Raw genomic sequence first — 19,092 nt, forward strand, 5'->3', positions numbered from 1 at the left:
GAACGCCACACGAGAATCCAACGACCCAGGGGGGCCGAGTGCGCCGCTCTCGGGGCGTCCGTGGGACTCGGTCTCGACGCGTCGTGTGGGTGCGTGCTGGAGGAGTGACGTATGGCGAGGTGGGCGAGAACATGACAGTGACACGGTCGATCGTGAAGCCGCGTGCACGCCTCGGCAGCCCACGGAGCGTCAACCGTCGCCGTCGGCGTCTTCCGATGCGTCGATCCGGGGGCGCGGCGGGCCTGCGCGGCCGGTACCTCGATCGCCGAGCTCGCCGATGGCCCCCTCGTGAACCCAGCCCTCGAGTCCTCCGGGCAGCCGAACCTGCCGCCAGCCCGGGCTTCGACCCACCACTCGCACGCGTGCCCCGCCCTGCAACCGGAACGCGACCCGCCGATGGTTGCCGGCGCCGTCGCGAGCATCGACGAGATCCTCGAGCACGATCGCTTCCGGTGCCGTGCGATCTGCGCGAAGGGCCAGTCCGTGCAGCACCCCGAGACCGAGATAGATGCTGGCGAGCACGAGCAACACGGCACCGATGGCCGTGCTCCCCGACTGACCGCGGCGGCGTCGACGACCACGCAGCCATCCGAGGCCGAGGACCAGCCAGCCCGCGACCAGAGCCGACCATCCCACTCCGGGCGCTCGTAGCGCTTCGACCACGAGATCCCACCAGGTCTCGGGGCGATCGATCTTGGCCCCCGAGCCCGCCGCCTGCATCTCGGCGCGGCGACGGGCCACGCCCAGATTGAAGCGCGCCGACTCGGCCAGCTCGGCCGTGGGCCCCCCGCGCCAGTCCAGAGCGCGGCGCAGGTGGAAGGTGGCACGACCCACGTCGCCGTGATGCAGATAGGCGGTGCCCAGATCATAGGAGAGCACTGCGCTGCGCTCGGGCAGCAACGCCGCGGCTTGCTCGTAGGCGGCGATCGCCTGCTCCCAGTCGCCGTCTTGCGCGGCTTGGCTTCCGCGAGCGAAGGCCTCGTCGACCGCATCGGCGCGTGCGCGATCGGGTGCGAGCAAGAGCACTCCCCCGAGGGCCAGACCCGCGGCCTTGCGAGCCCACGCGCGAGCCCAACGACGCGCTCGGATCATGGGGCCTCCTTGGCGAGCCGGCTGGTGCGAACCAGGTCGAGCACCTCGTCGAGCAAGATCTGTCGATCCTCGCGGGTGTCGCCCTGGGCTCCGAAGCGCGCGGCGTCGCAGCGGTCGAGCAGATCGCGAAGGCGATCCACGTCGGCTGGCGGCACGCCGTGCTGACCCAGCAAGCGCAGCAGCTCGGGTCTGGGCAGGCCCACGCCCTCGGCGCCCGCGCGCTCGACCGCGATCTCGTGCAGCAGCTTGCTGAGCGTTCCGTGGAATCCCTCGCCGCCGTCCACGGCACGCTCGGCCGTCTCGATGAGCTGCCGCTGCCGCTGCCGCCGACGCGCTGCCGCCTGCGCCCGCTCGTCGGCCCCAAAGCGCCGCCACAGCGCCGCGCCCGACAGGCCCAGCGCGGCCAGGCCGGGTACGGCGAGCATGCCGTAGAGCCAGCGGGTGGGGGTCAACCAGCGATCGCGCGGGGCGTGGCGCGGCAGCGCGTCGCCCAGCACCAGCGGCGACAGCTCCTCGGATCCCGCCTCGCGGTCGGCCTCGGGCTCGGGCTGCACCGCTTCGCCGCCCTCCACCGTGAGCACGATGGGCTCGGTACGCACGACCTGATAGGCCTCGGCCTCGGGATCGAAGAACGCCAGCTCGTGCGAGGGAATCGTCAGCTCGCCGCCGCGCTCGGGAATCAGCAAGAACTCGTAGCGACGCTCGCCGCCCAGGACCTGCCCCTTGCGCAGGCGCGTCTCGACCTTGGGGTCGTAGCGACGGATGCCTTCGAGGTCGGGCCACGGACCGGGGTCGACGAACTTCACGTTGCCCTCGCCGCCGATCGTCACCCGCAGGGTCACCGGCTCGTTGGCGGCGAGCTCGGTGCGATCGACCTCGGCGGTGATCGTGTAGCGCCCCACGTTGTTGGCCGAGAAACCGGCCGGGCGTCCCTGCGCCGGCAGCGGCAGCACCTCGACCGTGAGCGCGGGCGAGAGGATCCGCTGGCGACCGCCCACGGAGAGCTCGGCCGCGCCGATCTCGAGCGTGCCCGCGCGCTGCGGGAACAGGGCCCGCCGCAGGCCCGGGCGCACGCGATAGTCGGTGGTGCCCACGCGCTTGATCACCGGCTCGCCCTCGGGAAGCTCCTCGGTGAAGAAGTCGGTGAAGCTCGGCGGCTTGCGCAGGTGGATGCCGAGGAACGAGCGGCGCTCGTAGACGTCGAGCGCGTAGCTGACCTGCTCGCCCACGAACACCTGCTCCTTGTCGACGGTGGCCCACAGGAACACGGGGCCCTGCGCCTCGGTGGGCTGGCGGCCACCCGGGGTCTCGGGCAGGGGCTCGTCGGCGGCCACGACCTCGAGCACGGGTACGTTGGATTCGAACGTCTCGCCGTCGACCTCGAGCGAGAAGCCGAGTTCGAATTTGCCGGCGGTCTTGGGCGTGATGAGGGCCGAGACCTTGCGGGTGGAGACGCGGGCTGCCGGTCCCCCGAACAGATCGCCCGACCACCCCCCGACCGTCTCGATGCCGCTGACCTCGAAGTCGCCGATCAACGCCTTGGGCCAGGGCAGGTCGGCGGGAGCCCGGGCGCCGCGCACCGAGACCGCGAGCGTGAGACGAACGGGCTCGCCCACTCGAGTGGACGCCGCGCTGAGGCTGGCTTCGAGCTCGACCTCGGCCGCATGAGCAATGCCGACGTGCCCCAGCAGCGCGACGGAGGTCGACAGCGCGAGGGCTCGAGCAAAGCGGCGGCGGGTGAGGCGATGCATGGCCGGAGAACTCCAGGATTACCAGTCCTCGGTGGGGGGTCGCACCCCTCCCAGTGGACGATCGAGGGGAAAGTGGTCCTGCTCGTCGAGCTCGTCGAGCGCCTTTTGCAGATCGAGCTGATCCAGCGGCTGGGGCTGCGATGGTGGGGGCTCACCCGTGCCTTGCCCGTCGTCCTGCGGCTCGGGCTCGCCGCCCGTGGTTCCACCTTCGTCGGGGGGTTGGCCGGTCTCGCCTCCGCTGTCCTCCCCGCCTGCGGTGGAGCCTCCGTCGTCGCTGCCTCCATCACTGCCGCCCGTCGAGCCTCCGTCGTCGCTGCTGCTCGTCGAGTCCTCGCCGCCGCTGTCCTCACCCCCCGTGCCGCTGTCGTCCTGCTCGTCCTCGTTCTCGTCGTCCTCTTCCTCCTCGTCGTCCTCGTCCTTCTCGTCCTCCTGCTTGCGCAGGCGAGCGAGCTCGAGGTTCCACTTGGCGTTGATGTGATCGGGCCGAGCCTCGAGACACTCGATGTAGGCCTCGATGGCGGCGTCCCACTCCTCGGCGTCGAAGGCCACGTTGCCGCGCTCGTAGAAGGCGCTGGCGCGCACCTCGAGCTCCTCGGCCTCGCTGGCGTGTTCGAACGCGCGCCGGGCTGCATCGAGCTCGCCCTTGGCCAGCAGCACCAGGCCCCGGTCGTAGCTCAGCTCGGGCCGATCGCCGTGGCGCTCGATCGCGGCGTCGAAGCGCTCGAGCGCCGCATCGAGGTCGCCCGCCTCGTAGGCCTCGATGCCCGCCTCCACGTCGCGATCGGGACGCGCCAGCCGGTCGGCGAGCCAGCCCGCGAGCAGAGCGGCCAGGAGTACGCGCCCGATCACGCCGGCTCCCTCCGATCCCCGAGTCCGAGCGCCAGGCACAAGAGCGCGAGACCTGCGACCACCGGGATCCCGAAGCCCTCGTCGTGGTGGACCTCGATGGTGTCCTCGCGCTGGGTGCGGCTGAGTTCCTCGAGCACGTCGCGAACCTCGTCGAGGCTGAAGCGCTCGGCTTCGACCTTCACGTAGCGCCCCCCGGTGACCTTGGCGATCTCCTGCAGGAGCGACTCGTCGAGGCGAGTCATGCGGTACTGTCCGGTCTCCTCGTCCTTGACGAATCCGGTGGGGTTGCCGTTCTCGTCGAAGGTCTGGATGGGCTCGCCCGACTTGGAGCCGATGCCCACCGTGTAGATGCGCACCCCGAGCCGTGCGGCCTCCTCGGCGAGCTCGAGCGGGCGGCTGGCGTTGTCCTCTCCATCGGTGAGCAGCACGATGGCCTGACCGTTCTCGGCCGGGGGAACGTCTTGCAGCGCCGCGGCTTCGTCCTCGCTCGGGCGCGCGCCCTCGCCCCCCATGGCGGGCTGATCGTCCACGCCGCGGCGTGCGTCGACCAGGAACGTCAGCGAGCGCGAGAGTGCCTTGCCCATCGCGGTGCCGCCCGGGCGTTCGAAGCGCGGGTCGGCGTCGGCCAGGTAGAGCTTGAGCAGGCGCATGTCGGGGGTGACGGGAAAGCCTCGCGCGGCCCCGGCGAACACGACCACGCCCACGCGATCACCACGCCGCCCCGCGTCGTCGAGGAAGCGGCCGAGCTCGGCCTCGAGCCGCTCGCTCCGCGACGGGTACACGTCCTGGGCGAGCATCGACTTGCTGTAGTCGACCGCGAGCACCACGTCGAGACCGCTGGCCGGGATGACCTCGGCCGTGCCGCCGTACTGCAGGCGCAGCAGGCCCACCCCCACCGCCGCGACCGCAGCCGTGGTGGCCACCGCCACCAGCAGCCGCCGCCCGTGGTGCACGCTGCCCACCAGGCGGGAGATCAGCGCGGGGTTGCCCAAGGCCTCGACCGCGCGCCGGCGCTGACGCGCCGCATACCCGAACAGGAGCGCGACGAGCGGAACGGCCAGGAGCACGGGCCAGTACTCGGCGCTGGCCAACACGACCTCGTCGAGGGTGCCCAGCTCGCCGGGCTCGGCGAGGCCGAGCAGACCGGTCCATCCAGTCCATCCAGTCCATCCAGTCATGGGAACCTCCGCAGGCGAGTGGTTCGCAGGACGACGTCGAGCAGCAGCAGCACCAGCGCCGGCCACAGCAGCAGCTGGAACAGCTCCGGACGCACGGGCTCGCCCTCGAGCCGCGAGCGCTCGAGCTTGTCGAGCAGGTCCTGGAAGGTACCCTGCAGGGCCTGGCTGTCGACCGCGGTGTAGGCAAAGCCCCCGGTGATGCTGGCGATCCGCTCGAGCCGACCGGGGTCGATCGAGCCGCCGTCGAGGCCGTGGCGCCCGATGAGCACCGTGTACACGCTCACGCCGCGCTCGGCCGCCTCGCTGGCCACCGTGTCGGGATCGAGGCCATCGGCGTTGTGCACCCCATCGGTGAGCAGCACGATCACCTTGCTGTCGGCGTCGGACTCGTCGAGGCGGTTCAAGGCCATGCCCAGGCCCGCGCCGATGGCGGTGGTGTTGCCCTCCATCACCCCGAGCCGCAGGCGCCGCATGAGCGTGCGCAGCACCCCGTGATCGAGGGTCAGCGGGGCCACGGTGGATGCGGTGCTGCCGAACGCCACCAGCCCGATGCGGTCGCGCGGGCGACGGCGGATGAAGTCGTCGATCACCGCCTGAGCCGCGCCCAGCCGGTTGGGCGCCATGTCGGGGGTCTCCATCGAGTCCGAGAGATCGAGCACGATCACGATGTCGATGCCCTCGTGGTGCACGCGGTCGTTGCCGCGGGTCGACTGCGGACGCGCGAGCGCGCCGACGAGCAGCAGCGCCGCCGCCAGTCGCAGCCCGTCGGGGAGGTGGACCAGCCGCACGGCCCAGCCCCCGCGCAAACGCGTGAGCGAGCGCGCCCGAGAGTAGCGCAGGGTCGGCGCCCGGGGAGCGAGCCAGGCCCGCAGCACCACCGCGAGCACGGGCACCACCGCGGCCAGCAACCACTCGGGTCGCGACCAGATCACGTGACGCAAGCCGCCCCCCGCGGTCCACGACGCCGCGGCGAGGCCGAGCGCCAGGGCGAGCACCCCGAAGGCGAAGATGGGACCCACGGACCTCATCGCGCGTCGACCTCCGCTTGGGACTCCTCGGACGCGGTCGCGGTGTCGCGTGCCTCCGCGGCCTCGCTCGGCGCGGCCTCACTGCTCTCGTTGCGGCGCTCGGGCGCGCTCGCCTTCACCTCGGCGTCGCCGCCCTTCGGGCCTTCGGGCGCGCTCGCCTTCACCTCGGCCACCACCGCGGCCATCGAGCGCTTGACCATGTCGCGCACCAGCTCGAGCGCCTCGTGGGACTCCTCGTCGGGCGGGCTGAAGCGGGCGAATTTGACCAGGTCGCAGCGCTGCAGGAACTCGACCACCGCATCGGCCGACAGCGGGGCCAGGCGCTTGGCATCATCGAGCAAGGCGCGGCGGATCTCGTCGGTGGTGCGGTCGAGGGCGTCGAGCCCGAAGCGCCCCTCGAGGTAGCCCTTGGCGATCTCGGTGAGCTCGACGTAGTAGCGCTGGACCTGCCCCGAGGCGAGCAGCTCGCCGCGCTCGAGCTCGTCGAGCGCCTCGAAGGCCAGCTCGTGCGGCGGAATCGGTGGGGGCAGCGCCACGGCCCTGCGCGGCCCGAACCTGCGCACGAGCAGCCACGCCAAGAGCCCCAGCAGCAGCGTGCCCAGCACCGAGAGCACGACCGCCTCGGCCAGCGTGTCGGGATACTCGCGCGAGATCGGCGGGTCCTCCCCACGTCGCTGCGGATCGGACTCGTTGGCCAGCAGCGACTCGACCGTGAACGCACGCGGAGGGATCTGCACCGTGTGCACCGCCCCATCGGCGTCGACGTAGGTCAGCGGGAACGAGGGGATCGTGGCCGTGCCCACCTCGAAGTACTGCAGCTCGATGCGGAAGGTCTTGCGCAGCCCGTCGCCGGTGGGCTCGGCTTCGCCCTCCACCGTGCTCACGTGATGGAGCGGGGCGAGCTCGAGCCGCGTGGGCAGGTTGACCCGCACGTCGCGGGGGTAGGCCGCCACCACCTCGAGGACGAGGAGGTCACCAACGTTGGAGGGATCGGGAGCGAGCCGAGTGGTCACGGCCACCGGGCCATCGCTCACCACCGGAGTCTTCGACGTGGGGTCGGGTGCCGCGGGCGCAGGAGCCGGCGTCGCAGGCTCGCCGACGGCAGCGCGGCTCGGAGGCTCCGGCGCTGGCTCGGGGCTCGGAGGCTCCGGGGGCGCTGGCTCGGGCGCCGTGGGCTCGGGCGCCGTGGGCTCGGGCGCGGGAGCGGGGCTCGGAGGCTCGGCACGAACCATCGAGCCCGTCGCCAAGACCCACACCAGCCCCAGCCCCAAGCCGCCAAGGAGCCTCGCGACGCCGCGCCTCATGCTCGAAGCCTCCGGTTGCGCCGGGCGAAGAACGCCACCAGCGGCTTTTGCCAGTCGTCGCCGCAGCGGATGCTCATCATCGGCAGCGACAGCTTGCGCATGAGGCGATCGATGCGACGGCGCTCGGCCTCCACCTCGCCGCGGTAGCGCTTGGCCTGGCTCGCGGACAGATCGATCACGTGGTCGCCGCCGAGATCGAGCAGCTCGAGATCCTCGACGGTCAGCAGGCCCAGCGCGGGCAGCTCGAGCTCGAGGGGATCCTCGACCCGGATCGGGATCACGTCGTGCCGCCGCTTGGCCACCTTGAGCGCGTGCTCGAGGCGCTTCTCCTCGGCCTCGGTGCCGCCCTCGCCCCCGCCGCCGGACCGCTCGCCCCCGAGCGCGTCGACGAAGTCGGAGATCACGATCGCGACCCCGTGCCCCTTGTGCAGCCGCGAGAGGTACTCGAGCGCCACCGCGGGCGACGTGCCGCGATGCTCCGGCACGTGGCTGAGCACGCGCTGGATCACCGCCAGCACGTGCTTGCGCCCGCTGCGAGGCGGCACGAACACCTCGACCCGATCGGTGAAGCCGATGAGCCCCACGCGGTCGTTGTTCTGGATCGCCGAGAACGCGAACGTGGCCGCGAGCCGGGCCACCAGGTGGCGCTTGTCGTGCTCGCGGCTGCCCAGATCGAGGCTGGCGCTCATGTCGACCACCAGCATCACGGTCAGCTCGCGCTCCTCGGTGAAGAGCTTGACGTGGGGCTCACCCGTGCGCGCGGTGACGTTCCAGTCGATCGCCCGCACGTCGTCGCCGGGCTCGTAGGCGCGCACCTCGGCGAACGCGATGCCCTGACCGCGAAACACCGACTGGTAGGAGCCGGCCAGGTGCTGGGTGACCAGGCGCGAGGTCTGGATCTCGATGCGCCGGATCTCGCGCAGCAGCTCGGCCGTGCGCTCGCGAGCCTCGGCCGCCTCCTGGCTGGCGGCGGCCGGGCCCCGGGACGGACTGGGGGCGAGGCTTGGCGTTGGGCCCCTCGGAGAAGGGCTGGGCGTCCGGGCGACCACGGTCACTTCCCCACGCCGCTAGGGTACCTGCACGTGCTCGAGGATCTGGCGGGCGATCTGCTCGACCGTCTTGCCCTCGGCCTCGGCTTCGTACGACAAGATGATGCGATGGCGGAGCACGTCGGGGGCGATGGCCTTGACGTCCTCCGGGCTCACGTAGCCGCGGCGCCGCATGAACGCGTGGGCCCGCGAGGCCTGCAAGAGCGCGATGGTGGCCCGCGGCGAGGCGCCGAAGTCGATGAACGTCTCGAGCTCGGCCAGGCCCGCGACCCCGGGGCGCCGCGTGGCCGCGACCACGTCGACGATGTAGCGACGCACCGGCTCCTCCACGATGATCTCGTCGAGGGTCTTGCGGACCTGCTCGATGTCGGCGGGGCCGATGACCGGCTGCGCCTCGGGCTTGGGCGCCTCGGGGCCCGAGCCCATGCGCGCCATGATCTCCAGCTCGTCCTCGGCCGAGGGGTAGTCGACCCTGATCTTGAACATGAAGCGGTCGAGCTGGGCCTCGGGGAGGTTGTAGGTGCCCTCCTGCTCGATGGGGTTTTGGGTGGCGAGCACCAGGAACGGCCGCGGCAGCGGGTAGCTCTGGTCGCCGATGGTCACGTGGCGCTCGGCCATGGCCTCGAGCAAGGCGCTCTGCACCTTGGCGGGCGCGCGGTTGATCTCGTCGGCGAGCAAGAGGTTGGTGAAGATCGGACCGCGCTTGTTGGTGAAGGTGCCGCTCTGGTGGTTGTAGATCACCGTGCCGAGCACGTCCGAGGGCAGGAGATCCGGGGTGAACTGCACCCGCTTGAACTCGAGCTCGAGGCTCCTGGCGAGGGTGTTGACGGTGAGGGTCTTGGCCAGGCCGGGCGCGCCTTCCAGGAGCACGTGGCCCCCGCACAAAAGGCCCATGAACACGCGCTCGATCATGTCGCGCTGGCCCACGATGACCTTGTTGACCTCGGAGAACAGCCGGTCGAGGAATGCGGACTCGCGCTCGACGAGCTGGGTGACCATGCGGATGTCGTAGGCGCCTAGGCTCATGGTGCTCGGACTGCTCGGTGAGAAGGAGTGAAGGCAGATTCTCGAAGACGAGGCCGGCGCGACGACCGGCCTGCGGTCGGGTACGTTAACCCCAGCGAGCACGGCCGCAAGGGTCGCCCGCAACCTCGTCCCGGCGGGCATCATTCCAGGACCGCGGGACCAGCGCAAGGCAGTTGACGCTCGAATTGGGCCCGTGCGGGCCGTTTGACGCTGACTCGCGGCTGATCTACAACGCTGCGACCATGGCCCTACGGATCGACCGTGCGCGATTGTTCGACAAGCGAGTGGTGCAGCGAAACATCCACGCTGGCCGCGTGACGAAGGACGAGTATCGCGCGTGGCTCAAGGATCTGCCGGACTCGACCGACAAGATCATGGCGCGCGACGAGGGTGGTGACGACGACGGCTACGAGCCCTCGGCGCGCCCGGTGGTGGTGGCCGCTGCGCCTGCCGCTGCACCCGCCGAGGCTGCGCCCGCGCCCGCGCCCGCCGTGGTCGACGCGGCGCCGTCCGAGCCTCCGTCCCCCGACCAAGCGGGCTGACGCGTCCGCATGCGCGTCGCCGGCCAACGTGCTTCCTGTGGGGGGCAAGCTCCCCACCCGGGACGTGCGTCCGGCGGGCGCTTGGCCAGCCTCGCGAGTGCGGGCTTGCTGGTGCTCGCGATGAGCGTGGGCTGCCGTCGCGTGGATGAGCCGGTGGTGGAGATGCGCACGCCTCCGCCCAACCTCGACGCGGCGACCCCCGCCGAGCGCCCCCCCAACGGCGGCGGCGGCAAGACCTTCGTGGTCCCCGACTTCGCCAAGGTGGCCCAGCAGCTGTCGCCCTCGGTGGTCACCGTGATCTCCACCGTGGGCAGCCGCGGACCCCAGGGACAGCGCCGCACCGTGCACGGGGTGGGCAGCGGCATGCTGGTGAGCGCGCGCGGGCAGATCCTCACCAACGAGCACGTGGTGGCCAGCGCCACCCGGGTGCAGGTGGAGCTCTCGACCCGAGCCCGCCTCGACGCGCGGGTGATCTATGCCGACCCCATGCTCGACCTCGCCTTGCTCGAGCTCGACGGCCTCGAAGGCGAGCTGGCCCCCGTGCTGTTCTCCGAGCGCGATCCCACGCCCGGCGAGTGGGTGATGGCGGTGGGCCAGCCGTTCGGGCTGGGCAACACGGTCACGGTGGGGGTGATCAGCGGGCTGGGGCGCGACCACGCCGACCTCGGGCGTCCGCCGGGGCTCGATCCGCAGGGGATCTGGTCGTTCATCCAGACCGACGCCTCGATCAACGTGGGCAACTCGGGCGGGCCGCTGGTCGATCCGGATGGCGAGGTGGTGGGCATCGCCACTGCGGTCCGGGCCGACGGTCAGGGCCTCGCGTTCGCGATCCCGGCCCCGATGGCGCGGCACTTCCTGCAGGAGGTGTGGATCCACGGTCGGGTTCGCCACGCGCGGCTGGGCATGACGGTCGACGACGCCGTCAATGGAGAGCTGCCGGGGCGCGGCTCGGTGGTGCTGGTCAAGCAGGTCGAGCCCGGCGGGCCCGCGGCCGAGGGAGGGCTGCAGCCCGGCGACTTCATCCTCTCCGTGGGGGGCAAGCCGGTCTCGCGCGTGTCCGACGTGGCCTATCTGGTCCAGCTCGCGGGCGTGGGGGCGCAGGTGTCGTTCGAGTACAAGCGCGGCGAGGCGGGCATCGAGGAGTGCTTCGTGACGCCGACGCTGCGGTGAGGGCGGGGCGGGCCGGGGCTCGATGCCGATTCACTGGTGCATGGGAAGACCCACGGCACCGAGCGAGCGTCCGCCGAGCAACGCGCGGGCGAGCGGTGCGACCAGCTCGCGCAGGGCGTGCTGCGTGGTGGCATCGACGTCCGCGGGAGGCAGGATCCCGTGGGCACGCCATACCTCGTCGGGAACCTCCGCGGGGAGGTCGGCCCCGCGGGGGGCATGCTCGGCCGGGGCGCGCAAGGTGGTCTCGATGCGACGTCGCAGCGAGGCACTCGCTCGCGGCAGCGCCCAGGCGACGAAGCGCCAGGCGAGCGCGGCGTGCTCGAGCTCTTGCTCGGCCACGCGGGCCAGCGCAGCCGCCAGCGCGGGCTCGCGAGCCAGACGCGCGGCCACGGTGATGCGCCAGGCCGAGAGCGTCTCGGCGATGCAGCCCTCGCGTACGGTCGCCAGCACGATCTCGTCGAGGTCGTCGGAGCCTGCAAGAGCATCACGCACATCGAGCGCACCAGGCCCGAGCGGGCGCCCGGCCGCCCCGGATGCCAGCGCGAAGAACAGACGCGCGTGCTCGATCTCCTCGCCCAGCGCCACGTGAGCGGCGGTGACCAGCGATGCCGGGGCACCACAGGCCATCAGCTGCAGGATGAAGCGAGAGAAGGATGCGATCGACGCATGCTCCGCCAGAGCCACGTCGGCCCATGCGGCTGCAAGGGCGGCTCGATGATCGGACGGCATCGCCACGCGGGTGACACCACCCCAGTCGTCGCGCTCGACCTCGACGAGCGCGGCGAGGCGCTCGCGCCCATCGATCACGAACGGACGACCCTCGGGCGGGCAAGGCCACGACTGGACGATGAACCACATGCAACACTGGTCGCCGAAGTCGGGGAGCGGGCCGCAGCCGATCGCGCTCGCTTCGACCTGCTGGCACCCTTCGCCGTAGCACGCGGCGAGATCCTCGTTCAGCTTGGCGGAGCCGGCGAAGCCTCGAGCCCACTCGTCGCAGGTCTGCCCCTCGAAGAGCTCCACGCAGTAGAACTGGAAGTAGGACCCCTCGGGGAGCTCGGCCATGCACGCCTCGGCGGGCGGACGAGGCTGAGAGGGGCAATCGGGCGGGGGCATGGGCGGGATCGGAGGAACCCCACCAAAGTCGAACTTGGGCTGCATCGGGCCGGTCTCGGACTCGGCCCCCTCGTCGACGCCACCGGTGGAGGTCTCGGCGCTCGAGGTCGCGCTGGCGCCCGAGGACGATCCGCCGGTCGTGGACCCGACCGAGCTGCTCCCTCCGTCCCCTCCGCCGTCATCGGGCAGCTGCACGACGGGGCCACAGCCCGCGCCGAGGGCAACGGCCAACGACGCCATCAAGCGCGCACGGAGTTCTTCGATGCCCATGCGCCACGATACCATGGCGCGCTCCGCTCAGCGCGCGGAGAAGCTGCCGCAGTCGCTGTTGATCTCCACCGTGCGCATGCCCCCCTCGATGGTCACGCTGGAGATCCCGTTTTGGCCGTCGTCGACGATCCAGATCATGTCGCCCGCCTGCTTGCTGTAGGAGGTCGAGGTGTTGGAGCCGAGCGACGAGTAGGTCCCGCTGCCGAACTTGGGCTTGTCGCCAAAGAACAGCTTGACCGTCTGTGAGCAGGTGTTGCGCAGGGTGATCGAGACGATCGTGGGGCCGGCTGGCTGCGAGGGACCGGGGTCGGAGCCGCTGCTCGGGGAATCGTAGCTCCCGCCCCCACCACCATGGGGGTCGCCGCCTCCACCATGGGACTGGCCGTCGTTGCTGGCGTAGGTGGGCGCGGGACCGGGCTGCGAGGCCATGCAGATTCCGATGAGACCGCAGCGGCTGACGTACTCCGACTCCTGCCCGCAACCGCGCGCGACGTAGGTGCCGCTCATGCCGCTGTACTGGGTGGTCTCCACCTGCACCTGGTCTTGCGTGCACGCAAAGTCGCCCGCGGCGCGCTTGCGGACCGTGGTCTCGAGGCGGCCCGCGCAGGCGGGGAGCAGGGAGGTGGAGGCGAGGATCAGGGCGAGCGGGAGCAGGCGCATGGTGGGTCCGTGGTGCGCGGTTCATACCACGCGGTCGCGCGGCCCGGCGGCGGCTCGGGCAGCACACCGTTCTTCCGCGCCCCATGCCGCACGCACGGCCTGCCGCGGTCATGCCACTCGAGCGCGGCGCTCGACCTTCAGTGCAGCTCGTCGTCCCTTCGACGCCCATCCACCGTGTTCTCGAACTCCGCCTGCAGAGCATCGAACCCCCGGTTGCACGGCTCGTACCCCTTGGGCGGCGTGTCGTGGAACATCGCGGGCAGCGTGGTGAACGTGTGCATCTCCGACTCGGGGATGATCTCGCCGCACACGTCACAGCGAAACGGCGCCCGCGGGCGCTCGATGAGGTGCCAGCGACGTCGTGCACCGGGCAGGGGCATCGCGCTTCAGGGTACCACCGGTTCGCCCGCGTGAGCGTCAAAGGCGCCGCATTGGCCCTCGCCGAGTTGCCGTTCGTGCTACGCTCGCCTTGCTCATGACCTCCAACGAGCTTCTCGGTGCCGTGCTCGGGTTGCCCCCCAAGGAACGCGCTCGCATCGCGCATGAGCTCTTGCTCAGCCTCGACGACCGCCAGGGGGATCACCGAGATGAGCATGAGTTCATCGCAGAACTGGACCGGCGACGACAGCAGGTGGAGTCGGGCGAGGCTCGAATGCTCGACCGTGCCGAGTTCGCTCGCGCAATCGCAAGCCGCCGGGCAACCCGACGATAGTCGTGAAACTCTGGGTTCATCCGCTGGCGCTCGACGAGCTCGACGAAGCTGCCGCGTGGTACGACGCCCGTGAGCCCGGCTTGGGGAACGACTTGGTCGACGAGGTCAACGATGGTCTGCGGTGGATCGAGGAACGACCACTCGCATGGCCGACCCATTCGATCGATCCACGCTACCGCGTCTTCCACCTGTGGCGGTTCCCCTACCAGCTTCCATTCAGCATCGATGGCGACAGCGTGAACGTGTGGGCCATCGCTCATTCGAAGCGCCGAGTCGGCTACTGGCGTTCGCGTACCCAAATCTAGCCCAACAGACCTCCCTCGACGTCAGCTGCAGCGGACCGAGATGTTGTAGGTCGCGGTGGCGTCCTCGCCGTCGGCCGTTTCGAACATCACCGACAGCTCCACCGGGCGACCGCACAGGCCCGCGAGCTCTCCGTTGGTGGTGCCGCGGTTGAGCACGCGCACGGTCTGTTCCTCGTGGGCATCCATCCGCACCACCGCGTCGTCGCCCTGCGTCTGCATCAGCTCCGCAGGAAACATGACGCGCTGGGAATCGTCGCTGACGGGCTGGGCGGTGATCATCACCTCGCCGAGCTCGACCTCCTCGGGCTGGCCGCGGGACATGAGCTCCACCGTCACGTCGAGATTGGCGAGCGCGTCCGCCTGGGCCGGATTCACGTCGAGCTGCGCTCGCGCCACGGAGGCCTCGATGCCCCCGGGCTCGTCGCCCTGGCAGGCGAGCAAGAGGGTCGAGCAGAGCAGCAGCGGGGCCGTTCGGAGCAGGCGCACGAGCTGAAGCGTACCGCTGGTCCCGGCCCCGCGAAACGCCAGTCGATGCCCTTTTCGCCTGCCCACCCCCGGCGCGGCTTCGCCCACGGCCGAGGCCACGGCCGACGGCTTGCGCCCCGCTGCCCGACCCCGGCATGGTGGACCCATGCAAGGCCTGCGCGGGTGGCAAGTGGTCGTGTCCCTGGTGGCGCTGTTGCTCACGGGCTGCGGCATCTTCACCTGTGAGTCCCCCATCGAGCGGGAGCGCCGAGAGCTGCGCGAAGCCGGGGAGACCAGTGAAGCCGTGCTCTACCGCGGGCTCAAGGTCACACTGCGCTCGGCTCCACTCGAGGCAGGGATCGCCACCGATCCATCCGCGACCAAGATCCGTCAGCTCACCGCTCGCATCTTCGCGCGGCTGCTCGCCAAGGGCTCGGAAGGTCGGCCCGACACCGAGCCCACCGCGGCCGACTACGTGGCGCTGGCCAAGGAATTCTACGACTTGAGGGCCGAGCTGCGCGTCGCCAACGAGGACGACTACCCCACCCTGCTACAGCAGATCGTCACCGCCTCGGGCAACGACCCCGCCACGGTGGAGGCGCTGCGCTGGTACGACTCGTCGTGGGAGCACCTGGTGCTGGCGCTCCTGTGGACCAGCAGCAGCTCGGTGGCGCCGCAAGGGTTCGTGATCTACGAGATCGGCCAGCTCGATCCCGCTGGCATCCAGGACCACGGGGTGCGCATGGGAGCCCGGCTGATCCGAGCCGGTGCCTTCTATCGCTACCGCTGGGTCCATCTCACGGAAGAGGAAACCACGGCCTACCTCGCCGACCTCGAGGACCACAGCACCGAGGTGATCGCATTCACCCGCACCTTCGGCGGACCGGAGGTCTCGGCCAACGACGACGTGGTCCATGCCCAGTGGCACGCGCCGGGGGTGCTCCTGCGGGGAGTGGCACGCATGGAGATCGAGGACCAGGACGAAGCCTCGCTCGACGATCTCGACGCGTTCCTGACCGATGCCCAGACCCTCGGCCTCGACGACGAGGGCGTGTGGCTCATCGGCGCCTACGTGGGCATCCGTCGCGAGGACGGCGAGCGCGCCCTCACCAACCTGCGCAAGCTCGAGGGCAGCCCGCTGCTCGACGACGATGCGCGCACGCTCGTGCGGGACACGATCGCCGCGCTCGAGGATCGCGACCCGGACAGCGCCCTCAATCGCGTGACCGACAAGATCCTCATGGCAAAGATCGTGGGCAGCTACCTGCTGCGCGTGCTGGCCAAGGTACGCTGGCGCGAGGAGCTGCAGGCCACCGAGTCGGGGCGAGCGCTCCTGAAGCTCGATGCGGAGGTCCGAGCCGAGGTCGACCGCCTCGAGGGCGCTCTGTCGACCGAGCAGCTCGAGGAGCTGACCGCGTCGACCGTCGAGTCCGCGCGAGCGCTGGGTCGGAGCACCAAGGACAAGGCCGCCGAGGCCTGGCACCGCGCGGTGGGGGACTGATCTGCGCTCGTCGTGGATGCCCTAACCCTTCCCCTCCACCGTCAACCCGTACCCATCCTCCGCATACAGCCGATCGAAGCGCTCCGCAAACCCCTTCTCGATGTTCTTGCGCTTGACCTTGAGCGTGGGCGTGATCTCGTCCTCCTCGATCGACAGCTCGCGCTCGAGCACCATCACGCGCTTGACCTTCTCGACCTGCGAGAGCTTGGCGTTGGCGCGCCGCACCGCCGCGAGCACCCGGTCGCGGATCTCGGGCCGGCGCCCCACCTCGGCCAGCAGCTCGTCGAGCCCCTCCGGCCGCGAGAGCGGGTTGGCCAGTAGCTCGGCCTTCATGCGCGTGACCTCGTCGGCCCCGATCATCCCCTTGCCCTGCGCCCAGTCGAGCGCGTCGGTGGGACTGAGCGTGACCATGGCGCTCACGTAGGGCCGCCGATCCCCGTGCGCATGGACCTGCGAGATGATGGGGTCCTGCGCCTTGACCTCGTTCTCGATGTTAGCCGGGGTGATGTTCTTGCCGCCCGCGGTGATGATGATGTGCTTCTTGCGATCGACGATGTAGAGGTAGCCGTCGTCGTCGATGCGGCCGATGTCACCCGTGTGCAGCCAGCCGTCGTCGTCGATGGCCTCGCGGGTGGCATCGTCGTTCTTGTGGTAGCCGCGAAACACCAACGGGCCCCGGACCAGCACCTCGCCGTCGTCGGCCAGGCGGTGCTCGATGAACGACAGCGCCCGCCCCACCGAGCCCAGCCGCGTGGACCCGGGGCGATTGACGTGGGTGATCACGGTGGCCTCGGTCTGACCGTAGGCCTCGAACACGGGAAAGCCCAGCGCCCAGAAGAACCGCAGCACCTGCGAGGGAATGGGCGCGGCCCCCGTCACGAACATGCGCACGCGACCACCAAAGACCTCGCGGATCTTGGAGAACACCAGGCGATCGGCCAGCCGATACTGGAGGCGCAGCGAGAGCCTCACCGGCTCGCCTCGCTGCCAGCGATCGACCACCGCGAGCCCCACACCCTCGGCCCAGCGAAACACCTTCTGCCGCATGGGCGGCGCCTGATCCACCTGAGCCTGGATGCGGTCGTAGGCCTTCTCGAAGATCCGCGGCACCGCGCCGAACAGCGTGGGCCGAACCTCCTTGATCTCCTCGAGCACGGCGGGAACGCTGCTGGCGAGCGCGGTGGAGATGCCCACGTTGACCCGCATGTAGAACCCGGCGATGCGCTCGGCCACGTGGGCCATGGGCAAGAACGAGAGGTTCTCGTCGTCCTCGTCGAACTCGACCCCGACGCCCCCCGAGAGGAACGCCAGGAGGTTGGCCTGAGTGAGCATCGCCCCCTTGGGCGGGCCGGTCGTGCCGCTGGTGTAGACCACGATCGCCACGTGGTCGGGCTCGATCGCCTCGCGACGCCGCCGCAGCTCGTCCTCGTCGACCGCGGCCTTCAGCACCTCGGAGAACGGGACCACCTCGTATCCAGGCTCATGTCCAGGCGCGTGTCCAGGCTCGATCCCATCGGGCTCCCACACCACGATGCACTGGAGCTTGGGGCACCGTGCCGCGACCTCGCGCACCGCGGCGACCTCCTTGGCGCCCTCGGCGAATACCACCTTGGCGTCGCTGTGCTCGATGACGTAGCCGAGCTGCTCGACCGAGAGCGTGGGGTAGGCACCCACCGTGACGAGTCCCCCGAGCTGGCCCCCGAGATCGCACAGGTACCACTGCGAGCGCGTGCTGCCCACGACCAGCACCGTGTCGCCGAGCTCGAGGCCACGAGCGCAGAGCCAGCTGGCCACCGCTGCCGCCTGATCACGAACCTCTCGCCACGTCGACTCCCTCCAGCCTCCGGCTTGCTTGGCGCGCCACGCCCGGCGGTGGGGAGACGCCGCGACCCGACGTTCGAACATGTCACCGATGCTCGAGGATCCCTTGGCGACACCCTCGGTGAGGCGAACGGGAGGAGACAAGTGATCGAGGTTCATGGGGGCGGGTCCTTGCGCGAGAGTCGGTAGCAGGCGAGCGCGTTGTCGTGGAACAGGGCCCGCTGCTCGGCGAGCGGACGCCCGGCCACCAGCTCGCGGTAGGCGTCGTAGAGGCGCTCGAAGCCCAGCGAGACCTTGTCCATGGGGAAGTTGCTGGCGAACATGCAGCGCTCCACCCCGAAGCACGCGAGCGCATGCTCCACGAACGGGGCCAGGGCATCGCGGACCTGCGCAGTGGTGACCGGCGCGCTGCGTCCATGGAGGTCCCAGCCGACCGGCGGCATGAACATCCCCGAGAGCTTGACGCTCACCTGCGGGTGCTCGGCCAGCCGTGCGACGACGTCGCGCCACTGGGCTCGAATGGCGGCCTGCGCCGCCTCGTCGAGCCCCCGCCCGGCGAACGGACCGCCGGCCGCCACGGGAGTCACGAGGTGATCGACGATCACCCGCACGCGTGGGTACGCCCGCACCAGGTCCACCAGCGCGTTGGCCTGCTCGAGGTAGATCCACGCATCGAAGGACAGATCGTGATCGGCGAGCGAGGAGAACCCGCGACGCCACGCCGGATCGCCCATCAGCGCCGGAGCGGGCGCAAAGTCCATCACCCCGCGGGTGGGGCTCCACGCCAGCTTGTCGCGAATGCCACACAGGCGGTCGCTGGCGTCGCGATGGGCCTGCAGCAGCCGCGCGAGGTCGGGCCGCCGCAGATCGGCCGCCGCCACGATGCCCAAGAGCCGTGGTTCCCCCGAGCGCTCGTGCTGACGGCCCAGCGCCTCGGCCCAGCGCGTCTCGTCGGCCTGGGCCATGCGTCCCCGCCCCATCCAGCTCGCCTCCACGTAGACATAGCCCTCGACCTGGTGGTGCCCCACGTCGGCGGCGTAGTCGGGCGGCAGGTAGGGCGCCACCAGGTAGTCGGTACGGCCCACGAACTCGCGGACGGCCTCGGGGAGCACCAGCCGCGGCACCGTGTGCAACAGGTCGGCGTTCCAGCCCAGGAGCTTGACGAACGGCGTGGCGATCCGCGGCTGCCGCCCCGGGTCCCACAGGTGGATGTGCGGATCGATGATGGGGAAGGTGGAATCCATGGGCGCCCC

Annotated in this window: 19 protein-coding genes; 5 read left to right on the forward strand and 14 right to left on the reverse strand. The window is 70.7% G+C overall.

Annotation, left to right across the window (positions count from 1 at the left end; translation table 11 throughout):
- Positions 1-189 precede the first annotated feature (189 nt).
- The 8 genes from OEB96_RS35815 to OEB96_RS35850 are packed head-to-tail and all read right to left on the reverse strand — an operon-like array spanning position 190 to position 9,277.
- Positions 190-1,092: an SH3 domain-containing protein gene (locus OEB96_RS35815; protein ID WP_266221367.1), complete on the reverse strand. Its 903-nt coding sequence runs from the start codon at positions 1,090-1,092 to the stop codon at positions 190-192.
- On the reverse strand, positions 1,089-2,843 hold the full coding sequence (locus OEB96_RS35820; RefSeq protein WP_266221368.1) for a BatD family protein: 1,755 nt from the start codon (positions 2,841-2,843) through the stop codon (positions 1,089-1,091). The genes OEB96_RS35815 and OEB96_RS35820 overlap by 4 nt, the downstream gene beginning before the upstream one ends.
- 18 nt (positions 2,844-2,861) lie before the next feature.
- A complete protein-coding gene (locus OEB96_RS35825) occupies positions 2,862-3,692 on the reverse strand; it encodes a tetratricopeptide repeat protein (protein WP_266221369.1) in 831 nt (276 codons plus the stop codon).
- On the reverse strand, positions 3,689-4,870 hold the full coding sequence (locus OEB96_RS35830; RefSeq protein WP_266221370.1) for a VWA domain-containing protein: 1,182 nt from the start codon (positions 4,868-4,870) through the stop codon (positions 3,689-3,691). The genes OEB96_RS35825 and OEB96_RS35830 overlap by 4 nt, the downstream gene beginning before the upstream one ends.
- A complete protein-coding gene (locus OEB96_RS35835) occupies positions 4,867-5,898 on the reverse strand; it encodes a VWA domain-containing protein (RefSeq protein WP_266221371.1) in 1,032 nt (343 codons plus the stop codon). Before OEB96_RS35835 ends, OEB96_RS35830 begins: the two co-directional genes overlap by 4 nt.
- Positions 5,895-7,202: a hypothetical protein gene (locus tag OEB96_RS35840; protein ID WP_266221372.1), complete on the reverse strand. Its 1,308-nt coding sequence runs from the start codon at positions 7,200-7,202 to the stop codon at positions 5,895-5,897. The genes OEB96_RS35835 and OEB96_RS35840 overlap by 4 nt, the downstream gene beginning before the upstream one ends.
- The gene (locus tag OEB96_RS35845; RefSeq protein WP_266221373.1) at positions 7,199-8,257 is read right to left on the reverse strand and encodes a DUF58 domain-containing protein; all 1,059 of its coding nucleotides are present in this window, start codon (positions 8,255-8,257) and stop codon (positions 7,199-7,201) included. The genes OEB96_RS35840 and OEB96_RS35845 overlap by 4 nt, the downstream gene beginning before the upstream one ends.
- A 12-nt stretch (positions 8,258-8,269) precedes the next feature.
- The gene (locus OEB96_RS35850; RefSeq protein ID WP_266221374.1) at positions 8,270-9,277 is read right to left on the reverse strand and encodes an AAA family ATPase; all 1,008 of its coding nucleotides are present in this window, start codon (positions 9,275-9,277) and stop codon (positions 8,270-8,272) included.
- 242 nt (positions 9,278-9,519) lie between these two features.
- Between OEB96_RS35850 and OEB96_RS35855 the strand changes: the two genes are divergently transcribed.
- A complete protein-coding gene (locus OEB96_RS35855) occupies positions 9,520-9,819 on the forward strand; it encodes a hypothetical protein (protein ID WP_266221375.1) in 300 nt (99 codons plus the stop codon).
- A gap of 81 nt (positions 9,820-9,900) precedes the next feature.
- Entirely contained in the window at positions 9,901-10,989 is a 1,089-nt protein-coding gene (locus tag OEB96_RS35860) for a S1C family serine protease (protein ID WP_266221376.1), read from the forward strand.
- 30 nt (positions 10,990-11,019) lie between these two features.
- Here the strand turns inward: OEB96_RS35860 and OEB96_RS35865 are convergent, their stop codons facing one another.
- The 3 genes from OEB96_RS35865 to OEB96_RS35875 all read right to left on the reverse strand — a co-directional run bounded on the left by OEB96_RS35865 (position 11,020) and on the right by OEB96_RS35875 (position 13,415).
- Positions 11,020-12,390: a hypothetical protein gene (locus OEB96_RS35865; RefSeq protein ID WP_266221377.1), complete on the reverse strand. Its 1,371-nt coding sequence runs from the start codon at positions 12,388-12,390 to the stop codon at positions 11,020-11,022.
- Between the two features lie 12 nt (positions 12,391-12,402).
- A complete protein-coding gene (locus OEB96_RS35870) occupies positions 12,403-13,035 on the reverse strand; it encodes a hypothetical protein (RefSeq protein WP_266221378.1) in 633 nt (210 codons plus the stop codon).
- Between the two features lie 137 nt (positions 13,036-13,172).
- On the reverse strand, positions 13,173-13,415 hold the full coding sequence (locus OEB96_RS35875) for a hypothetical protein (RefSeq protein ID WP_266221379.1): 243 nt from the start codon (positions 13,413-13,415) through the stop codon (positions 13,173-13,175).
- 95 nt (positions 13,416-13,510) lie between these two features.
- On the opposite strand from OEB96_RS35875, the gene OEB96_RS35880 reads away from it, so the two are divergent.
- Complete coding sequence (locus OEB96_RS35880) at positions 13,511-13,747, forward strand: addiction module protein (RefSeq protein WP_266221380.1); 237 nt, start codon at positions 13,511-13,513, stop codon at positions 13,745-13,747.
- A 2-nt stretch (positions 13,748-13,749) separates the two neighbouring features.
- Positions 13,750-14,052 (forward strand): type II toxin-antitoxin system RelE/ParE family toxin, encoded by a 303-nt coding sequence (locus OEB96_RS35885; RefSeq protein WP_266221381.1) that lies wholly within the window; start codon positions 13,750-13,752, stop codon positions 14,050-14,052.
- Between the two features lie 21 nt (positions 14,053-14,073).
- On the opposite strand, the gene OEB96_RS35890 is transcribed toward OEB96_RS35885, so the two are convergent.
- Positions 14,074-14,538, reverse strand: coding sequence for a hypothetical protein (locus tag OEB96_RS35890; RefSeq protein ID WP_266221382.1), 465 nt, complete (start codon positions 14,536-14,538; stop codon positions 14,074-14,076).
- 145 nt (positions 14,539-14,683) lie between these two features.
- On the opposite strand from OEB96_RS35890, the gene OEB96_RS35895 reads away from it, so the two are divergent.
- Complete coding sequence (locus OEB96_RS35895; RefSeq protein WP_266221383.1) at positions 14,684-16,018, forward strand: hypothetical protein; 1,335 nt, start codon at positions 14,684-14,686, stop codon at positions 16,016-16,018.
- 21 nt (positions 16,019-16,039) lie between these two features.
- Here the strand turns inward: OEB96_RS35895 and OEB96_RS35900 are convergent, their stop codons facing one another.
- Both OEB96_RS35900 and OEB96_RS35905 read right to left on the reverse strand, forming a co-directional pair.
- The gene (locus OEB96_RS35900) at positions 16,040-17,998 is read right to left on the reverse strand and encodes an AMP-dependent synthetase/ligase (RefSeq protein ID WP_266221384.1); all 1,959 of its coding nucleotides are present in this window, start codon (positions 17,996-17,998) and stop codon (positions 16,040-16,042) included.
- Positions 17,995-19,083, reverse strand: a complete 1,089-nt coding sequence (locus OEB96_RS35905; protein ID WP_266221385.1) for an amidohydrolase family protein — start codon at positions 19,081-19,083, stop codon at positions 17,995-17,997. The genes OEB96_RS35900 and OEB96_RS35905 overlap by 4 nt, the downstream gene beginning before the upstream one ends.
- Positions 19,084-19,092: the final 9 nt, after the last annotated feature.

The organism is Paraliomyxa miuraensis (assembly GCF_026337845.1).
GTDB classification, from domain to species: Bacteria; Myxococcota_A; Polyangia; order Nannocystales; family Nannocystaceae; genus Paraliomyxa; species Paraliomyxa miuraensis.